Here is a 23,576-nt window from a genome sequence, read left to right as displayed (position 1 = left end):
TTTCACCCTATTTTTCGAAAGCCGGCGGTCTTTTCTCATGAAAAAAGCCCCGCATCAGCAGGGCCTTCTGTTTAATGAACGATCAGTACAGGACAAGGAGACAATTGTGAGACCTTATGGCTCACGCTTCCGAGCATCATTTCTTTAAATCCGCTGATTCCGCGGCTTCCGACGACAATCAGATTGAAATGCTGTTCTTTCGCTATGTTTAAAATTTGATGCGCAGGTTCGCCTTGGACGTACAGGCTTTCCGCGTTTACTCCGCTTTCTGCCGCTTTCTGCTTGGCATCTTCCAGAATGGCTGCTCCTTTTTGCTCGACTTCATGTTTGATGTCTTCAATGAAGTTTTCCGGAACATAGACAATCCCGGTTAAAGCTGATGTGGAGACAACGGCTTCACGTCCCGCATAGAGAATGGTGAGTTCAGCCTGCTGTTCTTTCGCCAGATGGATGGCTGCGTCCAGGGCTTTATTGCTCATGTCTGAACCGTCTACTGCTGCAAGAATTTTTTTAAACATATGAATCCCGCCTTTCTGCTTTTATTGTCCTCCTCTCTTTGCTGAATGTCAATTTTGCCGGCTTTCTCCGGAACATTGCGCTTACAGACTTTCTCCGTTTGTGGCGATGACGTCTTTAAACCAATAAAAACTTTTCTTTTTCTTTCTTTCAAACGTGCCTTTTCCGTCATTGCCGCGGTCGACATAGATATAGCCGTAGCGTTTTTTCATTTCTGCCGTTGAGGCGCTGACGAGGTCAATCGGCCCCCACGACGTGTAGCCGATCAGGTCGACGCCGTCTTCAATCGCCTCTCTTGCCTCTATTAAATGATCACGCAGATAATTGATGCGGTAGTCATCCTGAATGGTTCCGTCCTCCTCCGGCTGATCAACCGCGCCGAGTCCGTTTTCGACGATGAAGAGCGGTTTCTGATAACGGTCGTACAGCGTGTTTAAGGTGATGCGCAAGCCCTTCGGATCAATCTGCCAGCCCCATTCGGAAGATTTCAGGTACGGGTTTTTCACGCCGCCGAGAAGATTTCCCTTAGATTGCGCCAGATCCTCAGGCGCCGTGCTGGCCGTCATCGACATGTAGTAGCTGAAGCCGATGTAATCCACCGTATGTTCTTTCAGGAGCGCCTCGTCTCCTTCCTTCATCTCGATCGTAATTCCGTTTTCTTTAAAGAAGCGTTTCATATAGCCCGGATAGCTGCCCCTCGCCTGTACATCAGAAAAGAACAGCGTGCTCCGCTCTTTTTGCAAAGCCGCATATACATCCTCCGGCTTCGGCGTCATCGGATACGTCGTCGTCGCGGCGATCATGCAGCCGATCTGTGAATCCGGAATGATCTCATGACCGGCTTTTACCGCCAGCGCGCTCGCCACAAATTGATGGTGGGCCGCTTGGTACATCGTGTTTTGTTTATTTTCGCCTTCCCGGAATATAAGGCCGCCGCCTGTAAACGGAGCGTGAAGAACGACGTTGATCTCATTGAAGGTCATCCAATATTTCACCTTGTCTTTATAACGGGTGAAAACCGTGCGGGCGTACCGCTCATAGAAATCGACCGTTTGGCGGTTTCTCCAGCCGCCGTAGTTTTTCACAAGACCGAGCGGCATCTCATAGTGAGAAATCGTGACAACCGGTTCGATCTGATGTTTTCTCAATTCGTCAAACAAACGGTCGTAAAATTGCAGCCCTTCTTCATTCGGTTCTGTTTCATCGCCGTTCGGAAAGATTCTCGTCCACGCAATGGAGGTGCGGAACGCTTTAAAGCCCATCTCCGCAAACAGGGCGATATCCTCTTGATAGCGGTGATAAAAATCAATCGCGTCGTGATACAAATTCAGCGCATCGTCCGTCTCATGAAACGGAGACATAATGCCGTCCGGGGAGACATCCGCCGTAGAAAGTCCTTTGCCTCCTTCTTTATAAGCTCCTTCAATCTGATTGGCAGCCGTTGCGCCGCCCCATAAAAAACCTTCCGGAAATCTCTTCATGTTTTCTCCACCTCTTTTTCAGGATAACGCCAGAAGCGCTTCGTTCGGTTTGACCATTCCGCTTTTTTTCACGTCTGTAAATGAATATTGATCCGTATTCGTAATGATGACCGGCGTGATCACGTCAAAACCGGCAGCCTTTATCTCGTCGATATCAAAAGTAATCAGCAGATCTCCCGGCGCGACAGTATCGCCTTCTTTGACGTGCATCTCAAAATGCCTGCCATCCAGCCGGACGGTATCAAGCCCGATATGAATGAGAACCTCGGCTCCCCGGGTGCTCGTAATGCCGATGGCGTGCTTTGTTTTAAATACGGCTGTCACCCTCCCTTCTACGGGAGAAACCGCTGCGCCCTCTTCAGGCAGAATCGCAAAACCTTTTCCCATCATTCCACCGGAAAAGACGCTGTCGTTCACTTCGCTTAATGCTTTCACTTCGCCTTTAATCGGGCTGTGAATGATTTCTCCGCCTGCCGTCACACCCGGCGTTTCAGATGCTTTGTCCCGTTCAGACTGTACATCCTCAAACCCGATCAGAAGTGCCGCCGCCATACCCGCCGCAAACGAGATAAAAAGCCCGATCAGCGCGTAAAGAAACGTCGGCCCGATAAAGACCGGAATGCTCGGCAGACCGGCGTTTCCGCCGACAATGTAAGAAGCGACGCCCGTTACACCGTAAAAAGCTCCGCCTGCCGCGCCGCCGATTAATGCTGCCGCGAACGGTTTTTTCAATCTCATGTTAACGCCGTACATCGCGGGTTCGGTAATGCCCATCAATGCCGTAATGCCCGTCGTAAACGCCAGCGATTTGAAGGTTTTGTTTTTGGATTTTAAGAAAACCGCAAATGACGCGCCGGCCTGCCCCATATTCGCCAAAAACATCGCAGGCAGAATGTAATCATGTCCGTTTTGGGCGATGTTATTGATCATGATCGGCACAAGCGCATAATGCATCCCCGTCATAATGATGAGCGAAAATGTGCCTGCAAGCAGAATCATCGCGGCAATGCCCGCATGATTGAACAAATCATTAACGCCGACAGACAGGTAATTCCCGAGAATCGCGCCGAGCGGGCCGACTGTGATCAAGGTGACAGGCACGACGATCACAAGCGTAAGCATCGGAACGGCAATCAATTTCAAAGATGAAGGCGTGATTCGGTCAATTCCTTTCTCTACATAGGACATCAGCCATATCGCCAGCAAAATTGGGATAACTGTCGATGAATACGTGGCAGCGGTTACAGGAAGACCGATAAAGGAGATGCTTTTCCCTGCTCCAAGCAGGGCCGTTAAATCCGGATGCAGAATCGCACCCGCCACAGCGGCCGCCACGTACGGATTACATCTGAATTTTCTCGCCGCGCTTACCGCAAGCAAAAGCGGCAGAAAATAAAACGCACCGTCACCGAAAGCCGTGAGAATGCTGTGAGTCTCGCTCTTCTCCGACATCCAGCCGAATGTCACCGCTAGCGCGACAAGCCCTTTTATCATGCCGGCTCCGGCAATGGCCGGCAGAATCGGTGTAAACACGCCGGAAATCACATCAAACACGGCGCTCAGCACATTTTTCTTCTGCTTTGAAGTTTTGTTTGCGCTTTCATCACTGAGCCCGCTGCTTTCCATCAAAGCCTGATACACCTTCGGCACATGATTGCCGATAATGATCTGAAATTGCCCGCCGCTAATATTTGTCCCCATCACGCCTTCCGTCTGTTCCAGCCCGCTCCGATCTGCTTTCGCATTGTCATATAGATTAAAACGAAGCCGCGTCATGCAATGGATGACACTCTGAACATTCTCCTCCCCGCCGACAAGTTGTAAAATCTCTTTTGATATTTTATGATAGTCCATGAGTATACCTCCTTAAAAATGGGGGAACCGCCGGACGAAAGGTGCCCGCCTTTCTCCGGCTTTTTTTGTTATGAAATCAGCATCACCTCCGAAAAAAGGGTATAAAAAAAACCCAAACTGCACAGCACACGGGGGTCTTCCCCTGTCTGACGCAATTTAGGTTTTGCCTGCGATTTGCAGTAACAATCCTAGGTGAATGATATTGGGTTGATATGTATACTTTAGCACTGGATTTATTGGGTATCAACGCTTACATTTTTAAAAATATACTAGTCAAATATATAAAGGCATTAAAATATTGTTCCCATCTACTATATTAACTAAAAGAACCCTCATGTTAAGTACCTCTGATAAAGTAGCTTTAAGTTAAATTGCGCCCTAATTCCTCTTCTCTACTTTAATTTCACACTTCTCTAGTTTGTCCACAACGGTTAAAGTAGTACCTACTTCCAGTTGATAAGAGCAAATACTAGATCATGCAGTCAATTCAAGCCCATTACCTCAACAGTAACCCCATTTTCAATGTAAGAATACTCCATACTCCACCAAACTACCTCAGCGTTATTTTTTAAACGCTTAATAAATAGGACTTTATTCTCTTCTTTTTTAGTATTACCTATTGGTAAGAGTAGTGATAAAATGGAATTATTGATATAAAAAAGGAGATTATGATGAGAAATCATAGAGGCTTCCATGAGGAAATTCAGCAACAACAAAAACTTTATCCAACATCACATCGCATTCAACCGGTTGGCCCTAAAGAATATGCAGAGGTTTTGACTTTACATACGGCAAAACAACTGAGCGAGACATTTCAAACACTTGTGGATCAAGATCAATATGAACAAGCGATTCAGCTGAGCGAGAAAGTTGCCTCTCAGCTTGGACAACATACGAATTTTTCATTACCACTTTCCACAGTGCTTTATAGTTTAAACGAAATGGAACTTCCTATTTCAGAGGAATTCTCTCTACATCGTCTGAAACTGCTAGGAAATCATCAAACTCATGATAACTTTTTCAAAGCATTAAAACACGAGATGTTAACGGCGGATCGGGTAGACTTTATGGTTAGTTTTACAAGGTGGTCTGGTGTTCAGCTTTTGATCCCTCCGCTTCAGGAGCTTGCTAAAAGACATGTCCCTGTACGCATCATTACATCTACCTATATGGGTATTACAGAACCGAAAGCGTTAAGACATCTTCTTCAATTTGAAAATGTTGAGTTGAAAATTGTAAATGAATATAAAAAATCTTTCCATACGAAAGCATACTTATTTGAACGCTGTTCTGGACAGCATAGTGTCATTGTAGGATCTTCAAATCTATCACAAGCTGCACTTACGACCGGGTATGAGTTAAATGTTAGACTACCTGAAACCAGATATCTCCCCGTTTATCAACAAACAAAAGATTTGTTTGACACTGTTTGGAATGAAAAGACACAGCCTGTTGACGAACAATTTTTACAAGCCTATGAGGAATTCCAAGCAGGAAGCCAAAAGGTAAGTGCTTCCTTTGCTGCTCAAAACTCTCTTTACAAAACGAAAATGTCCCCGAATGCCATGCAAAAGGAAGCGTTACGAAACCTTAAAAAAACAAGAAACGAAGGGGAGACAAAAGCAGTCATCATCGCCGCCACTGGAACCGGAAAAACATTTTTAGCAGCATTTGATTTTGAGCAATTTAAACCAAATAAATATCTTTTTCTTGCCCACCGGGAAGAGTTACTTACAAAAGCAATCGAAACATTCCAGAAAGTCACCAATAATCATGAAGATTTTGGTTTATTGAGTGGAACGAAAAAAGAAAGAGATAAGCGTTTTTTATTTAGCACTGTACAAACGCTACATAAAAAAGAAACATTGGAATCCTTTTCAACAGATGAATTTGACTACATTGTGATTGATGAATTCCACCATGCAGAAGCATCTACCTATCAAGCTGTATTAAACTACTTTACACCAAAGTTTTTATTAGGTTTAACTGCAACACCAGAGCGTCTTGACGGTAAAGATGTGCTTCAGATTTGTGATCATAATGTTGTTTATGAAATTAGACTCCGCGATGCTCTAAAGGCAGAGCTACTTGCACCATTTCACTATTTTGGAATTTCAGATCATACTGTAGATTACGAAAAAGTAAAAGTGAAAAATGGACTGTACGAAGAGAAATCGCTAGTAGATCATTTAAAAACTCATAAACGAGTAGAATATATCATTAAGATGATCAACATGTATGGATTCCACGGCGAGAAAATGGTTGGCTTAGGTTTCTGTACAAACGTCGAACACGCAATATACATGAGTGATGAATTTAATAAATTGGGATTTTATACAACTTACTTAACAGGAAATGATTCTCCTGCAAAAAGACAAGAGGTCATTCGTCATTTGGAGGACCCGCACCACAGTTTAGAACTTATATTTACAGTAGATATTTTCAACGAAGGAATAGATATTCCAAAACTCAATCTACTATTGTTCCTTAGACCAACAGAATCACCAACGATTTTCATTCAGCAATTAGGACGGGGGCTTAGAAAAACAGACGACAAAGAGTTTGTAACGATACTGGATTTTATCGGAAACTATCAAAAGTCATTTGTTATTCCACTCGCACTATCTGGACAAACAAGCCAAAAATCGTTTGATAAAGATTCCCTCCGAGTGGCCGTGACGCATGAGTTTTCAGATTTACCTGGGGGATCTTATGTTGACCTTTCAGCCGTAACGAAGAAAGAAATTTTAAATAAGATCGATCATATTAAACTAAATTCAGATGCCATGCTGAAAACGTTATACAAGCAATTTAAACAAGAGCTAGGACGCTCTCCAGAATTAATTGATTTTCTATACTCTGAACAGGCACCTGGGCTTACCTTTTTTATAAAGAAATACAAATCGTGGGTACAGACCAAAAAGAAAATGGACGATTTGAATGTTACAGATGAAGGAATTCTCAATAACCCCTTGGTTGTAGGGATAGTAGCAAAATTAGAACAGCAATTACCTATTAAATGGCCTTATGAATGGTTAATTTTACAGAGCGGTTTTCACAAAAATATCATCACAATAGAAGATGTAAAAGAATCGTTAGAAAAACAGTTTCATATTCAAATCACAACAGATACACATGATGACCTCATTCAGCGAGCAATGGAGCGTTTAACGAAATCAGATCAAAAACAGAATTGGCGCTTTGGTACATTACAAGGTGATACATTCAAGTTAGATCCAGAAGTGAGCGAGATATTAAACGATCCATTATTCGGACCGTATATTAAGGAGCGCGTCCACTATGGAATGATTGAATTTAGACGTATGAACAATATAGACGCCCTTGCTTCAAAAGAGATTAAGCTTACAATGTATCAAACCTATACAAGAAATGAGCTCATTTATCTTTTTCAGTCAACTGATCAGGAAGGGACTTGGCGAGAGGGTGTACGTAGAGTTAAAAATCACTATTTAATCTTTATCAATTTGAATAAGTCAGAAAAAGTAGAAGATCATTTGCTATATAAAGATTATTTTATTGATCCTAGCCATTTTCACTGGCAAAGTCAAAACCAAACCTCACATACATCAAGCGTAGGGCAAAACTTTATTCACCATAAGGAAAAAGGATACCATATTCATTTATTTGTGAGGAAATTCACTGAAATGCACAACATCACTTTACCATTTATTTATGTAGGAGAAGCGGATTACGTATCAAGCCACGGAGACAAGCCAATGAATGTCAAATGGAAGCTCCATCAGCCTGTCCCAGAAAACTTGTATGTGGATTTAACGAATTAAGGCAGATACGGTCGGAAGATCAGCGGGTGCCCACTCTAGTGATTCTAGCTCACGTATAGGCACCCATCTGAATTCCGCATGCTCTTTTGCTACCGGCTCCCCTGATACAATCTTCGCTTTTATTGAAATTAAATTGACGATGACCTTCTCATATTCATGATGAATATCGGCTATTACATCGCCCGCAACAATTTTACAGTCAAGTTCCTCTTCAATTTCTCTTACAAGTGCTTCTCGTGCATTCTCCCCTTCTTCAAGCTTTCCACCAGGAAACTCCCACAGATTAGGCAGAGACATTGTTGGAGAACGTAGAGCACATAGAATTTCATTGTTTTCATTTTGTATGACTGCGGCGGCTACTTTTATTGTTTCTTTCAAAATTAAACTTCCTTTCGTTTTTTCTTAGGTATGTATTCAAATTTTTCAATTTTATACTGTTCACTGTAAACGATAGAGGTTGAATCCATCATAATTCAAATGGTTTATTAAAAGCAATAGAAGGTCATTCTCCTAATTAGCAAGAAAAAAGCACCCTCCAAAATGGAGTAGGTGCTAATTTACTTCACTCCCCAAACAGCCTCCCCATCACCGCTCAGCACACTAAACGTCACAACTTCTTTCTCTCTCGCTGAGTCCCATTCTTTCAGGAAGACGCCGTCATAATTTGTGCCGTTCAGGTTGATTCGGGCTTTGCTGCTGTCCGTTTTTGTCCAGGTTCCGGTCATTTCCCCGGAAATGGTGCCGTCGTTGTTAAGCCGGATATTTTTTGGGGTTTTGATCGTAGCTGTAATGTCTTTTCCGTGCTGGATGAGTTTGTAGGCTCCGGATGCGGCGGATGCCGATATCTGTGTATCCGGTTCTCCCGCGTAGCGGTATGGCGCTGCAACGGGCCATCCGTCTTTGTTCATGTACAGCCGATGTACTCTGACTTCGTGCTCTTCGCCTCTGTTCGGGAAACGGGTGTGGAAAATGAGGTATGATCGTTTCGTTTTCCCGTCGTAAAACACGGAGTTGTGTCCCGGCGATACGTAGCCCGTGCCTTTTTCAGATTGTGAGGCGAAGCTGTAGCCGCCCATGAGTTTGACCCCGTACGGTTCAATTGCTTTGTCGTCGAAGAAACTGCCGTCTTTTCCTTTGGCATCAAGCATGTTATGGCCTGCGGCGTCATAGTACGGACCGTCCGGATTTTTAGAGCGCGCCACACGCATATGATAACCGCCGGCTGCGTCAAGTCCGCCGAATGACAGATACAGATAGTAATATTTCGTTTCCGGATTGTAGCTGATGTACGGGCCTTCGATTCTGCTGTGATTTCCGCCGAGAAGTTTTTTTCCGTAGCCTTGGTTCGGGAGCGGGAAACCGGTTTTCGGATTCATTTCCAGTATGAAAATTCCGCCGGAGTAAGAGCCGTACACCATCCAGAGCTTGCCTTTATGGTCAAAAAACGTTTGCGGATCTACGACGTTCGGGTGAACGTTTGCATGATACGTCGTGCCGTCTTCGCTTTTTCCTTCCATGCCCGATTTCAAAAAGATGCCTTTGTTCTTGTAGGGTCCTTCGATTTTGTCACTCACGGCGACACCGAGAGCGGATCGCGGCGAGTCTCCTTTACAGGCGTTATAGTACATGTAATATTTCCCGTCAGCCAGCTGGGCGACATCCGGCGCCCACAACGTATCAGACTGGGCCCAGTCGAATGTCTCTTTTAATTCGGTGTAGACGTTCGGGATCAGGGGATTATTGGGATTGACGCTTGAAGACATCTGCTGCCACTGCATCAGGTTTTTCGACTTGGCGGAAGCCAAATGCGAGCCGAATACATAATATGTATCTCCTGTTTTGATGACGGACGGATCATGCACGCTGACCTCTGAAAAAACCGGATGCTGGGCTTTTGCCTGCGGCAGAGTGAATCCGATGACCGCTGCTGAGACCAGGCACACACGAAAGAAACTGGTTTTCATTTTCTGAAATCTCCTCGCTCTCTTCTTTTCTTAAAACGCTTTCAAGACAACGCTCCATTTTATGACGCGGATGGCGGAAATATGTGATCAACAGCGCCGGCTTCGCGATGTACCGCTTTACTTCGATAACAATCTGATTTGTGAAAGACTGGAAAAAAAGTTTTGACTTCTGATTCGCAAACACTTAATATAAAAAACAGTTACTAGTTATCAGAATATTTAAGAATTGAGTGAAGCATATATGACCTTACACAAAGACCGCCGCATCGGGCGCTTATCCGTCCTTCTTCTGCTTCATGAGACTGAAGAAAACCAGCAGATCAGACGGCTGGAACGGGACGGCTGGAAAGTCTGTCTCGGCAGGGTGGGTTCAATGGATGCGCATAAGGTGGTAGCTGCAATTGAAACCGCTTCCAAAAAGAGCGGCGTCATTCAATCTGAGGGTTATCGCGAATCACATGCGCTGTATCACGCTACAATGGAAGCTTTGCACGGAGTGACGAGGGGCGAAATGCTGCTTGGCTCGCTGCTTCGTACCGTGGGCCTGAAGTTTGCCGTCTTGCGGGGAAATCCGTATGAAAGCGAGGCGGAAGGCGATTGGATCGCCGTTTCACTTTACGGCACGATCGGAGCTCCGATTAAGGGGCTTGAGCACGAAACATTCGGAGTCGGAATTAATCACATATGAATCAGCCCATAGATTTCAGATGATAGGGGGCTATGCGTGAAATATCATTTTCATGGCATAGCTCCTTTTTGTATGGGCGCTTTATCAAAGTAAAGGAAAAGGGGTTGAAATGATGGTGACGTTAGACGGTTCCTCACTGACAACCGCAGATGCCCAGCGTGTGCTGTTTGATTTTGAAGAGGTTCAAGCATCTGCCGAAAGCATGGAACGTGTGAAAAAAAGCAGGGCGGCGGTTGAACGGATCGTTCAAGAGGAGAAGACCATTTACGGGATTACGACGGGATTCGGCAAGTTCAGCGATGTGCTGATTCAAAAAGAAGACGCCGCGGATCTGCAGCTGAATCTGATTCTTTCTCACGCGTGCGGCGTCGGTGATCCGTTTCCGGAATCTGTATCGCGGGCCATGCTGCTTTTGCGCGCCAATGCCCTGCTGAAAGGCTTTTCCGGCGTGCGGACTGAGCTGATTGATCAACTGCTCGCGTATCTCAATCATCGCATTCACCCGGTCATCCCGCAGCAAGGGTCACTGGGGGCGAGCGGGGATTTGGCGCCGCTTTCTCATCTCGCACTGGCGCTTATCGGTCAAGGCGAAGTCTTTTACGAAGGGGCCCGGATGCCGACAGCTCATGCTTTAGAACAGACAACCCTTCAGCCGGCCGTCCTGACCTCTAAGGAAGGACTCGCGCTGATCAACGGAACGCAGGCCATGACCGCGATGGGGCTGATCGCTTACCTCGAAGCCGAAAAGCTGGCCTATCAGTCGGAACGGATTGCGAGCTTAACGATCGAAGGCCTTCAGGGCATTATCGATGCGTTTGACGAGGACATTCATGCCGCCCGCGGTTATCAGGAACAGATGGATGTCGCAGAGCGAATCCGCTATTACTTGTCAGACAGCAAGCTGACGACCGTCCAAGGGGAGCTGCGTGTCCAGGACGCCTATTCGATCCGCTGTATTCCTCAAGTCCACGGCGCATCATGGCAGACATTAGCCTATGTAAAAGAAAAATTAGAAATTGAGATGAATGCCGCGACAGATAACCCGCTCATTTTCGAAGACGGCGCCAAAATCATCTCAGGCGGAAACTTTCACGGACAGCCGATCGCCTTTGCCATGGATTTTCTCAAAGTGGCGGCGGCCGAGCTTGCGAATATTTCTGAACGCCGGATCGAACGGCTTGTGAATCCGCAGCTGAATGACCTGCCGCCCTTTCTGAGCCCGCAGCCCGGCTTACAATCCGGAGCGATGATCATGCAATATGCGGCGGCCTCCCTCGTGTCAGAAAATAAAACCCTGGCCCATCCCGCCAGTGTCGATTCCATTCCTTCATCGGCAAACCAGGAGGATCACGTCAGCATGGGAACCATCGCCTCAAGGCACGCCTACCAGATCATTGCGAATACGAGACGGGTGCTTGCCGTTGAAGCCATTTGCGCGCTGCAGGCCGTGGAGTACCGGGGTGCGGAACATTGCGCCTCGTACACAAAACAGCTCTATCACGAAATGAGAAACATCGTGCCGTCCATACAAGAAGACCGCGTGTTTTCTTATGACATCGAGCATCTGAGTGACTGGCTGAAGAAGGAGTCTTTTCTGCCGAATGAGCATCACCAAAAACTGATGACCAATGAAGGGGGACTTACAAGATGACTGATGTAAAGAAATCAATCCGCGCCGGCCGCGGCACCGAACTTGAATGCTTAGGATGGGAGCAGGAAGCCGTGCTCCGCATGCTCCGAAACAACCTTGACCCGGAGGTTGCCGAAAAGCCGGAGGATTTGATCGTATACGGCGGCATAGGCAAGGCCGCACGAAACTGGGATGCTTTTCACGCGATTGAGCGTTCCCTCAAAATGTTAAAAGATGATGAAACACTGCTGATCCAATCCGGAAAACCTGTCGGATTGTTCCGCACGCACAGCCGCGCGCCCCGCGTCCTGCTGGCTAATTCGGTTCTCGTGCCGAAATGGGCGGATTGGGAGCATTTCCATGACCTTGAGAAAAAAGGGCTGATGATGTACGGGCAGATGACGGCTGGCAGCTGGATTTATATCGGCTCACAAGGTATTTTGCAAGGCACCTATGAAACCTTTGCGGAGCTTGCGAGACAGCATTTCGGCGGCAGTCTGAAAGGAACCCTTACGCTGACGGCCGGACTTGGCGGAATGGGAGGCGCCCAGCCGCTGTCCGTCACAATGAATGATGGCGTCGTCATCGCCGTTGAAGCGGATGAAACACGGATTGATAAACGCATTGAAACAAACTATTGCGACCGTAAAACAGCATCAATTGACGAAGCGCTGCGCTGGGCCGAAGCAGCCAGACAAGCCGGAGAGCCTTTATCGATCGGCCTTCTCGGCAATGCGGCTGAGGTGCATCATGAGCTTTTGAACCGCGGGGTCCATATTGACATCGTGACCGATCAGACTTCCGCTCACGACCCGCTGATCGGCTATATTCCGGCAGGATACTCACTTGAAGAGGCCGACCGCCTGCGCCGGGATCAGCCTGAATTATACGTAAGGCTTTCCAAGCAGAGTATGAAAAAGCATGTGGAAGCCATGCTCGCCTTCAAGAAAAAAGGTGCCGTCGTCTTTGATTACGGCAACAATATCCGCCAGGCTGCCAAAGATGAGGGTCTCGCCGATGCTTTTGATTTTCCGGGATTCGTTCCCGCCTACATCCGGCCTTTATTTTGTGAAGGAAAAGGGCCGTTCCGCTGGGCCGCGCTGTCGGGAGACCCTGAAGATATATACCGCACGGACGCTTTATTAAAAGAGCTGTTTCCAGAAAATCAAGCCCTTCACCGCTGGATTGACATGGCACAGAAAAAAGTCACATTCCAAGGCCTGCCGTCCCGTATTTGCTGGCTCGGCTACGGTGAACGGGAAAAGATGGGGCTCGCCATCAATGAATTGGTCAGAAACGGCGAGCTGAAAGCCCCGATCGTCATCGGAAGAGACCATTTAGACTGCGGATCTGTCGCCTCTCCGAATCGGGAAACAGAAGCGATGAAAGACGGAAGCGACGCGGTCGGCGATTGGGCGGTGCTGAACGCGCTGATCAACACGGCCTCAGGCGCAAGCTGGGTTTCTTTTCACCACGGCGGGGGCGTCGGCATGGGGTATTCCCTTCACGCGGGAATGGTCGCGGTCGCTGACGGCAGCATCCTTGCGGAACAGCGGCTTTCCCGCGTTCTGACAAGCGATCCGGGAATGGGCATCATCCGCCATGCGGACGCAGGTTATGAAAAAGCGGCTCAAGTCGCCGAGGAACAAGACATTATGATACCGATGAAAAAGGAGCGGTAACATGCCGAAACAAATAGATACCATACTCACCAACATCGGCCAGCTGCTGACGATGGAATCCGGCGGCCCCCGATCAGGCGGAAGCATGCAGGATCTTCATGTCACGGAAGATGCCGTCATCGGCATTCACGACGGGCGCATTGTTTTTGCCGGACATCAAGGAGCGGAGGAAGGATACGAGGCAAGAGACATCATCGACTGCGGGGGACGGCTCGTCACCCCCGGCCTCGTCGATCCCCATACCCATCTTGTATTCGGAGGGTCCCGGGAAAAAGAACTGAATTTAAAAATTCAGGGCATGTCCTATTTGGATATTTTGGCGCAAGGCGGCGGTATTTTGTCAACGGTCAAAGACACGAAAGCCGCTTCCGAAGAAGAACTGATTGAAAAAGGGCTTTTTCACCTCGGACGCATGCTGTTATACGGCATCACGACGGCAGAAGTAAAAAGCGGGTACGGACTCGACAAAGACACGGAACTGAAACAGCTGACCGCGGCGAAGAAACTGGGCGAACGCCAGCCGGTCGACCTTGTCACAACTTTTATGGGGGCACACGCCATTCCGCCTGAGTACCGGAACAGCCCTGACGAATTTCTGAATCGCATGCTGCAGCTTTTGCCTGAAATAAAAGAAAAAGGCCTCGCGCAATTTGCCGATATATTCACAGAAACAGGCGTCTTTACCGTCAGCCAGTCACGGGACTACCTGAAAAAGGCGTCTGAAGCTGGTTTCGGCCTGAAAATCCATGCTGATGAGATTGACCCGCTCGGCGGCGCGGAATTGGCGGCAGAGCTGCATGCTGTTTCTGCCGATCATTTGGTGGGGGCGTCTGACGAAGGCATCGAAAAGCTAGCGGCGTCCGGAACGATCGCCGTCCTGCTGCCGGGCACGACTTTCTATCTCGGCAAACACACTTATGCGAGAGCCCGGGAGATGATTGATGCGGGCGTACGGGTCAGTTTGGCGACTGACTTCAACCCGGGCAGCTCACCGACGGAAAATCTCCAGCTCATTATGTCGATTGCCGCGCTTCATTTAAAAATGACCGCGGAAGAAATCTGGCACGCTGTCACCGTTAATGCCGCGTATGCGATCGGAAAAGGCGAAGAGGCCGGACAAATTAAAGCCGGACGGGCGGCTGACATTGTCATTTGGGAAGCGCCGAATTACATGTATATCCCGTATCATTACGGCGTCAATCATGTCCGCCGTGTCATCAAGAATGGAAAGACGGTTGTCTCAAGGGAGGGAGCCGCTCTTGGATAAGTATCCGTTTCTGCAAAAAGCCGGCTCCCTCTTCAACGACCGCCATGTGACAAGGATCGGCGATGTGACGGAAGCGTGGGCGGGACAAACGATCAAAGGGCCGGCTTTGATCGGCGTTCCGCTTTCTAAGTCGTCAATCAGCCATTCCGGCGCCTGCTTTGCACCCGGTGCGATCCGCCGGGCGCTCGGCGGGATTTCCGCTTATTCCGCGGAGCTGCGGGAGCATGTCATTGACCATCTTTACGATATCGGCGATATTCAGATTCACGTCACGGATGTCGTCACATCTCACGAACACATTTATCGGACCATTCATGACATTCTGACGGACCAGCCTGACTGGGTGCCCGTCATTCTCGGCGGCGACAACTCCATTAGTTATTCCACCATTAAAGCCATTGCGGAAACGAAAGGAACAACAGCCGTCTTTCAATTCGACGCCCACCACGACGTCCGCAACACAGAAGACGGAGGACCGACAAACGGCACGCCATTCCGCCGGCTGTTAGATGAAAATATCATAAGCGGACAAAACCTGATTCAGCTTGGGATCAGGGAGTTCAGCAACAGCTTGGCATACGAACAATATGTAAAAGAACGGCAGGCAGACGTGCATACAATGGAGATGATCCGGGAGAAAGGGCTCCTCCGAACGATACAAGAGGTCTTGCCGGCCGTTCAAAAAAGAGCCGACGCCATTTTTATTTCGGTTGATATGGATGTGCTGGATCAAGCTCATGCGCCCGGCTGTCCCGCGATCGGCCCCGGAGGTCTGTATACCGAGGAACTGCTTCAGGCGGTCAGGTTTTTAGCCCAGGAGGCTGACATCTCGGGTATTGAGATCGTTGAGGTTGATCCGACACTTGATTTTCGCGATATGACAAGCCGGGCAGCCGCACACGTCATTTTACATGCATTAAAGGGATTTAAATTGTCACGTTAAAATCAAATCCGGCACGCGTGCTCTCGGCTGCCGGAAGATTCTCACGCCACGCAAAAAGGGGGAGATCACGATGGATGTTGATCAAGGCGGCAATCAGCTAAAGCGCACGATGAAAAGCAGGCACTTATTTATGATTTCATTGGGAGGGGTCATCGGCACGGGGCTGTTTTTGAGCACAGGGTATACATTGAGCCAGGCCGGGCCGGGCGGGACGATCGCCGCTTACCTGATCGGCGGCTTGATGATGTATCTTGTCATGCAGTGTCTCGGAGAATTGTCAGTAGCCATGCCTGTGACCGGTTCATTTCAAACGTATGCGACAACGTTTATCGGGCCGTCCACGGGCTTTATGGTCGGTATCATGTATTGGGTGAATTGGGTGGTGACGGTAGGATCGGAGTTTACAGCTTCCGGTATCCTCATGCAGCGCTGGTTTCCCCACAGCAGCGTCTGGATGTGGAGCGCGATTTTCGCGGCTCTCCTTTTTGCCGCCAATGCATTCTCCGTTAAATTGTTTGCAGAAACGGAGTTTTGGTTTTCAAGCGTCAAAATCGTTACCATCCTTTTATTTATCATCTTAGGCGGCGCCGCGATGTTCGGTTTGATTTCATTGCACGGTTCGGGTGAAGCTCCGATGCTGTCGAATTTCACCTCACACGGCGGGCTGTTTCCGAACGGCTTTCTTGCGGTTTTCATCGCAATGATTTCCGTAAGCTTCGCCTTTTCAGGGACGGAGCTGATCGGAATTACCGCGGGTGAAACCGCCAATCCGGCAAAAGATATTCCGCGTTCGATCCGAAATGTCGCCTGGAGAACGGTCATCTTTTTTATCGGCGCCATTTTTGTGCTGTCCGGACTGATCTCCTGGAAGGAAGCCGGTGTGATTGAAAGTCCGTTTGTCGCGGTCTTTTCCCAAATCGGTATCCCATACGCCGCAGATATCATGAACTTCGTGATTTTAACGGCTTTGCTTTCGGTCGCCAACTCCGGACTGTATGCTTCCACCCGGATGCTGTGGTCTCTTGCGAATGAAAACATGATCAGCGCCCGGTTCAAAAAAGTCACGCCGAAAGGCATTCCGCTGAATGCTCTGCTCGCCAGCATGGCCGTTTCCTGCATATCCTTGATCTCAAGCATCGCCGCCCCGGGCACGGTCTACGTGGTGCTCGTGGCAATAGCCGGATTTGCCGGCGTCGTGGTGTGGATGAGCATCGCCCTGTCTCAGCTGTTATTTCGAAAACATTATGTGAAAAACGGCGGACGCGTCTCGGATCTGACCTTCCGCACACCGTTATACCCTCTCGTTCCGATCGCCGCTGTGATCTTATGTTTCGCTTCATGCGTAGGCCTTGCATTTGATCCCAATCAAAGAATCGCCCTCTTCTGCGGAATTCCTTGTATGATCCTGTGCTATCTCATTCGTTTTTTGAGAAAGAAACAGCCGAAACAATCCGTCCGTGACATTCATTTGGATAAAACCATGCCATAAAAAAAGGCACATACTGATGAGGTATGTGCCTTTCTTCTCTTATTCCGTAATCAGCGTATGAATCAGTTTCGGCGCTTCCGCTTTTTCTGAGATGCGGATGTTGTCATAGACTTTGGCGGTCACGTCGTCAACGTTTTCGCGGTTGGCGTAAAGGGTGACGAGCGGCTCGCCTTTTTCGACGTTGTCACCGACTTTTTTGCGGAGCATAATGCCGACGGCAAGATCGATTTCGTCCTCTTTTGTCGCACGTCCCGCGCCCAACAGCATCGCTGCGACGCCGATTTCGTCAGCGACGATTTCTGAAACGACACCCGCTTCTTTTGCCGGAACGTCAATTTTGTACGCCGCCTGCGGAAGTTTGGACGGATCGTCAACGACAGAAGCGTCTCCTCCCTGATTGCTTAGGAACTCTTTGAACTTTTCAAGCGCTTTGCCGTTTTTCATGACTTCCTGCAGCTTCGTTCTCGCTTCTTCCAATGTCTCAGCTTTTTTCGCCAATACGACCATTTGGCTGCCGAGCGTGAGAACGAGTTCGTTTAAGTCTTCAGGGCCTTCCCCTCTTAATGTATCAATGGCTTCTTGTACTTCCAGGGCATTCCCGATCGCAAAACCGAGCGGCTGCGACATGTCAGAAATCACGGCCATCGTCTGGCGGCCGACGTTGTTTCCGATGCGGACCATTGCTTTGGCGAGGTTCACGGCGTCTTCATCCGTTTTCATAAACGCGCCCGCGCCCGTTTTGACGTCAAGCACGATGGCATCTGCTCCGGCGGCAATTTTTTTACTCATAATTGAGCTTGCGATCAGCGGGATGGAGTTCACCGTACCCGTTACATCACGCAGCGCATACAGCTTTTTATCGGCAGGCGTCAAATTGCCGCTTTGTCCGATGACGGCTACCTTGTCGCGGTTCACAAGCTTGATGAATTCATCTTTTGATAATTCCACGTGGAAGCCTTCGATCGCTTCCAGCTTATCAATGGTTCCCCCCGTATGGCCGAGACCGCGGCCGGACATTTTAGCAACGGGAACGCCGAGCGCCGCGACGAGCGGTGCGAGTACGAGAGTTGTCGTGTCGCCGACCCCGCCCGTAGAGTGCTTGTCGACCTTAATGCCTTCAATGGCGGAGAGATCAATCGTTTCTCCTGAATTCACCATCGCCATTGTCAGATCGGCGCGCTCCTGATCCGTCATATCCTGAAAGTAAATCGCCATAGCCAGCGCGCTTGCCTGATAATCAGGGATGCTTCCGTCCGTGTATCCTTTTACGAAAAATTGAATTTCTTCTGTTGTAAGTTCTTTTCCATTTTGTTTTTTTACAATAAGATCTACCATTCTCATGATCTATCACCTGTCCTTCATTTATGTTCAGTGAATCAATCCGACGATCGCCGCTGTCAGGAAGCTGACGAGCGTTGCGCCGTACAGCAGCTTCAGCCCGAACCGCGCGACGACGTTTCCTTGTTTTTCATGCAGCCCTTTCACCGCACCGGTAATGATTCCGATAGAGGAGAAATTCGCGAATGAGACAAGGAATACAGATACCACTGCCTGTGTATGCGCACTGAAATGGAAATCGCCGGATGAGAGTGTCTGCATCGCCACAAATTCATTCGATACCATTTTCGTCGCCATAATGCTTCCGGCGCTCACCGCTTCATTCCACGGAATACCGGTTAAAAACGCAAACGGCGCGAATACATATCCGAGCAGCGCCTGGAATGTAATGCCGAAGACCGCATTAAAAACGCCGTTGACCAGGGCAATGAGTGCGACAAATCCGATCAGCATCGCCGCTACGACGACGGCGACTCTGAATCCATCCATTATATACTCACCGAGCACTTCAAAAAAGGATTGCTTTTCTTCTTCAGGAACGACGATCAAATCCTCTTCTTTGCTGACAGTGTACGGGTTGATGATAGAAGCGATGATAAATCCGCCGAATAAGTTCAGCACAAGCGCCGTCACGACGTATTCGGGCTTCAGCATCATCATGTAAGAACCGACGATCGACATTGAGACCGTCGACATTGCGGACGCGCAAAGCGTATATAAGCGCTGTTCAGTAAGATAACCGAGCTGTTTTTTCAAACTGATAAAGACTTCTGATTGCCCTAAAATCGCGGATGCGACAGCGTTGTAAGATTCGATTTTCCCCATTCCGTTCACCTTGCTTAACGCAAGACCGATATACTTCGTGATGAAGGGGAGGACCTTCCAATGCTGCAGAATTCCGATTAAAGCGGATATAAAGACGATCGGCAGAAGCACGCTCATGAAGAACGTCGTCTGTTTCGCATTCACAAGCCCGCCGAATACAAAGTTAATCCCTTCTGATGCATATTCCAGCAAGTAGTTAAATCCTTTTGCAAAACCGCCGACAAGAAAATTCCCGATACCGGTGTTGAGGAGAATATAACCGAGAATCAGCTGCAGCACGAGCATGACGGCGATCGGCCGGATTCTGATTCTTTTTTTGCCGTTGCTGGCAAGCCAGGCAAGACCTAAAAACACAATGATTCCGATAATTCCGATGAGATACTTCATATGTGTTCTCCTTTTATTTGTATTCGCTTACAATTTTTTATGCATCAACAAAGAAAGAGGATGGCGGAAGCTTTCGGCTTCCGCACTGCTGATTAATAGTCGCTGCTGCCGCTGTCTCCGCCGCTCACGATAGAGACGCCCGCACTTGCGCCGATCCGGCTCGCGCCCGCAGCGATCATGCTGTCAACATCAGCTTTTGTTCTGATGCCGCCTGATGCTTTGACCCCGATGTCCGGTCCGACTGTTTTTCTCATAAGAGCGATATCTTCAGCCGTTGCCCCGCCTGTAGAAAAACCGGTAGACGTTTTGACGAAATCTGCGCCTGCGGATACCGCCAAGCGGCACGCGCGCTCTTTTTCTTCATCTGTTAAAAGGCATGTTTCGATGATCACTTTGACGAGCGCTTTTTTATCAGATGCTTCAACTACCGCGCGGATATCAGCTTCAACCGCTTCATCATCGCCGTCTTTTAATGCACCGATATTGATGACCATGTCAACCTCAGTTGCCCCTTTTGAGATGGCATCCTTCGTTTCAAATGCTTTTGTTTCCGATGTCGTGGCGCCGAGAGGAAATCCGATAACGGTGCAAACGTCAACTCCAGTGCCTTTCAGTTCCTCCGCTGCGAGTTTGACCCAAGTCGGGTTTACACAAACGGAAGCGAATTTATATTCTTTTGCTTCTTTTATCAGTTGTAAAATATCCGCTTTTTGTGTATGCGGTTTCAAAGCAGTATGGTCTATTTGACTTGCAATTGACATTGTATGCACTTCCTTTTTCCTAGGATACGTTTAGAATAACCGAATTTTGAACATATGTAAATTGGTAATTGAAATTATGTTCATGAATTGTCACAATTCTTGAATGAGTTTTTTGGCCGTATGCTGATCGGTAATCAAAACGTTGGCGTACTTTCCTTTCAGGGCACCGTGAATGGCCTTGCATTTTCTGCTGCCGCCCGCCACCAGAATCGAACGCTCTTTCATTTTCAAGTCGCTGAGCTCGACTCCGATCGTCCTGCCGTTAATGCTGCTGCTGCAAATCCTGCCTTCCTCGTCAAAAAAGCGCGAACAAATATCGCCGACTCCGCGTGCTTTCAGCAATTGTTTCTCTTCTTCCCGGAAATAGCCGAGTCTGAAAAGCAGCGCCTCATCCCGGACGGTTCCGACCGTAAACAGGGCGATATTGGCTTGTCTGCCCATTTCAATGATCCGCTTAATATGTCTGTCCCGCTCGACCATCTGTTTCACATCGGCGCTGTCAAATATAACCGGCAGCGGCAAATACCTCGGCATCGTCTGAAATGCTTCGGCGAACAGCTGAATCGTTTCTGACGAGTACGTATTAACATTGGAATGACTGATGCCGCCTTTCAGCTGCACGACTTCAACGCTCTTTACCTGCTTCGGCTCCATGCGGCTTGCGATCTGGTACATCGTCGTCCCCCAGCTTACGCCGAGTATATCGCCGTCCTTTACGGTTTTATGCATATAGTCTGCGCCATAGCGGCTTAAGTAATGTGTAATGGCCTGGTAATCGTCGCTTGGAGAAAAGACGACGTGCGCCTCAAGCAGCCCGTATTTTTCTTCCAGCTTCGCGCCGAGTTCGTCCAGATCCTCAAACGGGTCCATGACGCGAATTTGAACATACCCTTTTTCCTTTGCGTACTGAAGCAGCCTTGAAACGGTGGGGCGTGACAGATCAAGCCGTTCGGCGATCTGCTGCTGGCTGTAATCTGATTGATAATATAGTTTTGCCGCTTCTATGCTGAGCTGCTGTTTTTCACGATCCATGTCGCGCCTCCCCTCTCCGCTTATCATATCACCAAAACACGCGGTAAAAAAGCACCCTCTGATGGGGTGCCTATTTTTTCAGCACAAGCTCCTGAATCGCATGCGCCACGCCGTGTTCGTTATTTGATTTCGTTTCATAATCAGCAATCTCCCTTACTTCCGGGATGGCATTGGCCATTGCCACACCGCAGCCGGCCCACTGAATCATGGACATGTCGTTGCCGTTATCGCCGATTGCCATGACGTCTTTCTGTTCAATGCCGAGTTTTTCGGCCAGCAGCTTGACTGCGTTTCCTTTACTGACTTTCGGGTGAAGAATCTCATAGAAGAATGGCGCGCTTTTGACCATTGTGTATGTTTCCTTGAATGATTCCGGAATGGAAGCGATCGCTTTCTCCAGCTTGTCCGGATCGTCAATGAACATGACTTTCGGAATCAGAATATCCTTCAGCACTTCATCGATCGTGCGGAAATGAAGCGGCACTTTCGTAATATATGATTCGTATACCGTGTATTCACTGATATCCCGGTTCGGCGTGTACAGATTGGCTGTGTCAAAGTAATGCATCGGAGTATCCAGCTGTAAGCTCAGCTCGTAAAGCGACTTCAAATCCTCATAACCTAATGACTGCTCGGCCACGACACCGTTTGTATACGTATTTTGGACGAGTGCGCCGTTATAGGCAATCACAAAGTCGCCTTCCTCCTGTAAGTTCAGCTCTTCCAAATACCGACGCACGCCGCCGATCGGCCGGCCCGTGCACAGGACGATATTGACCCCTTCCGCTTTGGCGGCATCAAGCGCCCCGCGGACTTCAGCCGTCACTTCATGATGATCGTTTAGTAGTGTTCCGTCCATATCTATTGCGATTAACTTGTACATCCTGCATCTCCTTTGTATCCTTTTCTTCTTATGCTTTCATCATATCGTTTTTTCGTTTCAATGAAAAATCAAACGGACAAGTTTCTCCGCCTTCTCTTCGTAAACCGGGCCTGCCTCCGGATGCGGGGCCGTCTTTTCCCCTTGTCAGCTTGTTCGCCGCCGTCATCTGTTTTCTGCTTCAAGAGCATCAGCCCCGCCGCAAAGAAAGGGACGGCCGCTATGTCCAGAAGGGCAAGCTTTATTCCCATCGCTGCGGGAAAGTATGCCCATAATGAACGGCTGTTCCGCCTGATCATGATATAAGAAACGATTTCCAGCAGGATAAACAGAGCGTTCACCCACATGTAAATGAGCAGCGCCGCAAACAGAAACAGCAGGAGCGTATTCCGCAGCGTGCCGGAAAACAGAAGAGCGCGCATCATATCAAAGAATGAAAAAGACTGCATGCTTCCGTTTACGACATTGGGATTGTAAATGGTAAAACGCCCGAACTGATCAAAAAGCATAAAAAATAACCATAACAGTGAAAACCATTGAATGATATGTACGATGACACCCGTCAAAACGAGTCTGTCGGCAGCCTTATTTCTCATGTGCATCCTCCCCGCCGGTTTTTATTCTTGTCATTGTTTTTGTTTCTCCGTATATCTTCCAAATGAGCGTATCGTTTTTTCCTCTTTTCAACGTGCTTTTGACGGGGTGCGGATGTCCGAGGTATTCAATCTCGATCGTCCCGTCCGTGTTTTGTGAGATCACCTTGTACACATCTGAGGGCATGGCAACCTCGCCGCGGCCTTGAATGACCTGCTTTGTCAGCACGCTGTCTTTCGTAAACGTGACGGTTTCAGATCTGACCCCGTCCATCGGGCCCGGTTTCAGCCCCGCATCCCATGTCCCGTAATAAAAAGGGGGTTCGTCTGCTTTCTTTTGCGAGCAGCCTGTTATCATGACGCATCCGAAAACAAGAACCGTCATGATGAAAATCCGTATGTTCCGCAACATGATCACCTTCCTTTGAAGCTTTTTTACGCCT

The 23,576-nt window shown here is 48.3% G+C and carries 19 protein-coding genes; 7 read left to right on the top strand and 12 right to left on the bottom strand.

The window, feature by feature from the left end; translation table 11 throughout:
* Positions 1 to 71 precede the first annotated feature (71 nt).
* From D5S11_RS11145 to D5S11_RS11135, 3 genes are all read right to left on the bottom strand, one after another.
* Positions 72 to 518, bottom strand: a complete 447-nt coding sequence (locus tag D5S11_RS11145; protein WP_007407802.1) for a universal stress protein — start codon at positions 516 to 518, stop codon at positions 72 to 74.
* Positions 519 to 599: 81 nt separating this feature from the next.
* On the bottom strand, positions 600 to 1,997 hold the full coding sequence (gene bglH, locus D5S11_RS11140; RefSeq protein WP_020958057.1) for an aryl-phospho-beta-d-glucosidase: 1,398 nt from the start codon (positions 1,995 to 1,997) through the stop codon (positions 600 to 602).
* An 18-nt stretch (positions 1,998 to 2,015) separates the two neighbouring features.
* Positions 2,016 to 3,851: a beta-glucoside-specific PTS transporter subunit IIABC gene (locus tag D5S11_RS11135; protein ID WP_108725233.1), complete on the bottom strand. Its 1,836-nt coding sequence runs from the start codon at positions 3,849 to 3,851 to the stop codon at positions 2,016 to 2,018.
* Positions 3,852 to 4,522: 671 nt separating this feature from the next.
* Here D5S11_RS11135 and D5S11_RS11125 point away from each other — a divergent pair.
* Complete coding sequence (locus D5S11_RS11125; RefSeq protein ID WP_108725232.1) at positions 4,523 to 7,654, top strand: DUF3427 domain-containing protein; 3,132 nt, start codon at positions 4,523 to 4,525, stop codon at positions 7,652 to 7,654.
* On the opposite strand, the gene D5S11_RS11120 is transcribed toward D5S11_RS11125, so the two are convergent.
* Both D5S11_RS11120 and abnB read right to left on the bottom strand, forming a co-directional pair.
* A complete protein-coding gene (locus D5S11_RS11120; RefSeq protein WP_032869321.1) occupies positions 7,643 to 8,032 on the bottom strand; it encodes a (deoxy)nucleoside triphosphate pyrophosphohydrolase in 390 nt (129 codons plus the stop codon). The genes D5S11_RS11125 and D5S11_RS11120 overlap by 12 nt on opposite strands.
* 179 nt (positions 8,033 to 8,211) lie before the next feature.
* Complete coding sequence (gene abnB / locus D5S11_RS11115; protein ID WP_108725231.1) at positions 8,212 to 9,618, bottom strand: arabinan endo-1,5-alpha-L-arabinosidase AbnB; 1,407 nt, start codon at positions 9,616 to 9,618, stop codon at positions 8,212 to 8,214.
* A 241-nt stretch (positions 9,619 to 9,859) separates the two neighbouring features.
* Between abnB and hutP the strand changes: the two genes are divergently transcribed.
* From hutP to D5S11_RS11085, 6 genes are all read left to right on the top strand, one after another.
* Complete coding sequence (gene hutP / locus D5S11_RS11110; protein ID WP_007407810.1) at positions 9,860 to 10,306, top strand: histidine utilization transcription antiterminator HutP; 447 nt, start codon at positions 9,860 to 9,862, stop codon at positions 10,304 to 10,306.
* 112 nt (positions 10,307 to 10,418) lie between these two features.
* A complete protein-coding gene (gene hutH / locus D5S11_RS11105; RefSeq protein ID WP_007407811.1) occupies positions 10,419 to 11,957 on the top strand; it encodes a histidine ammonia-lyase in 1,539 nt (512 codons plus the stop codon).
* The gene (hutU, locus tag D5S11_RS11100; protein ID WP_012118819.1) at positions 11,954 to 13,618 is read left to right on the top strand and encodes a urocanate hydratase; all 1,665 of its coding nucleotides are present in this window, start codon (positions 11,954 to 11,956) and stop codon (positions 13,616 to 13,618) included. Before hutH ends, hutU begins: the two co-directional genes overlap by 4 nt.
* A 1-nt stretch (position 13,619) precedes the next feature.
* The gene (gene hutI / locus D5S11_RS11095; RefSeq protein WP_108725230.1) at positions 13,620 to 14,885 is read left to right on the top strand and encodes an imidazolonepropionase; all 1,266 of its coding nucleotides are present in this window, start codon (positions 13,620 to 13,622) and stop codon (positions 14,883 to 14,885) included.
* On the top strand, positions 14,878 to 15,828 hold the full coding sequence (hutG, locus tag D5S11_RS11090; RefSeq protein WP_017418560.1) for a formimidoylglutamase: 951 nt from the start codon (positions 14,878 to 14,880) through the stop codon (positions 15,826 to 15,828). The genes hutI and hutG overlap by 8 nt, the downstream gene beginning before the upstream one ends.
* 70 nt (positions 15,829 to 15,898) lie before the next feature.
* Positions 15,899 to 17,317 carry an amino acid permease gene (locus tag D5S11_RS11085; RefSeq protein ID WP_007407815.1) on the top strand — a complete coding sequence of 473 codons (1,419 nt, stop codon included), beginning with the start codon at positions 15,899 to 15,901 and terminating at the stop codon, positions 17,315 to 17,317.
* A gap of 39 nt (positions 17,318 to 17,356) precedes the next feature.
* Here D5S11_RS11085 and D5S11_RS11080 read toward each other — a convergent pair whose 3' ends face one another.
* The 7 genes from D5S11_RS11080 to D5S11_RS11050 all read right to left on the bottom strand — a co-directional run bounded on the left by D5S11_RS11080 (position 17,357) and on the right by D5S11_RS11050 (position 23,545).
* Positions 17,357 to 18,658 (bottom strand): pyrimidine-nucleoside phosphorylase, encoded by a 1,302-nt coding sequence (locus tag D5S11_RS11080; protein WP_007614811.1) that lies wholly within the window; start codon positions 18,656 to 18,658, stop codon positions 17,357 to 17,359.
* Between the two features lie 27 nt (positions 18,659 to 18,685).
* A complete protein-coding gene (locus D5S11_RS11075) occupies positions 18,686 to 19,867 on the bottom strand; it encodes a NupC/NupG family nucleoside CNT transporter (protein WP_004393280.1) in 1,182 nt (393 codons plus the stop codon).
* 92 nt (positions 19,868 to 19,959) lie between these two features.
* The gene (gene deoC, locus D5S11_RS11070) at positions 19,960 to 20,628 is read right to left on the bottom strand and encodes a deoxyribose-phosphate aldolase (RefSeq protein WP_007407817.1); all 669 of its coding nucleotides are present in this window, start codon (positions 20,626 to 20,628) and stop codon (positions 19,960 to 19,962) included.
* Between the two features lie 90 nt (positions 20,629 to 20,718).
* Positions 20,719 to 21,660, bottom strand: coding sequence for a DNA-binding transcriptional repressor DeoR (locus D5S11_RS11065; RefSeq protein WP_007407818.1), 942 nt, complete (start codon positions 21,658 to 21,660; stop codon positions 20,719 to 20,721).
* A gap of 70 nt (positions 21,661 to 21,730) precedes the next feature.
* On the bottom strand, positions 21,731 to 22,543 hold the full coding sequence (gene yidA, locus D5S11_RS11060; protein WP_108725229.1) for a sugar-phosphatase: 813 nt from the start codon (positions 22,541 to 22,543) through the stop codon (positions 21,731 to 21,733).
* A gap of 68 nt (positions 22,544 to 22,611) precedes the next feature.
* Positions 22,612 to 23,136: a hypothetical protein gene (locus D5S11_RS11055; protein ID WP_025285527.1), complete on the bottom strand. Its 525-nt coding sequence runs from the start codon at positions 23,134 to 23,136 to the stop codon at positions 22,612 to 22,614.
* Positions 23,126 to 23,545: a lipocalin family protein gene (locus tag D5S11_RS11050; protein ID WP_025285528.1), complete on the bottom strand. Its 420-nt coding sequence runs from the start codon at positions 23,543 to 23,545 to the stop codon at positions 23,126 to 23,128. The genes D5S11_RS11055 and D5S11_RS11050 overlap by 11 nt, the downstream gene beginning before the upstream one ends.
* Between the last annotated feature and the right edge of the window lie 31 nt (positions 23,546 to 23,576).

Source organism: Bacillus sp. L75, assembly GCF_003676355.1.
Lineage (GTDB): Bacteria > Bacillota > Bacilli > Bacillales > Bacillaceae > Bacillus > Bacillus velezensis.
The sequence above is the reverse complement of the archived record's forward strand: the minus strand, read 5'-3'. Positions and strand labels throughout refer to the sequence as shown.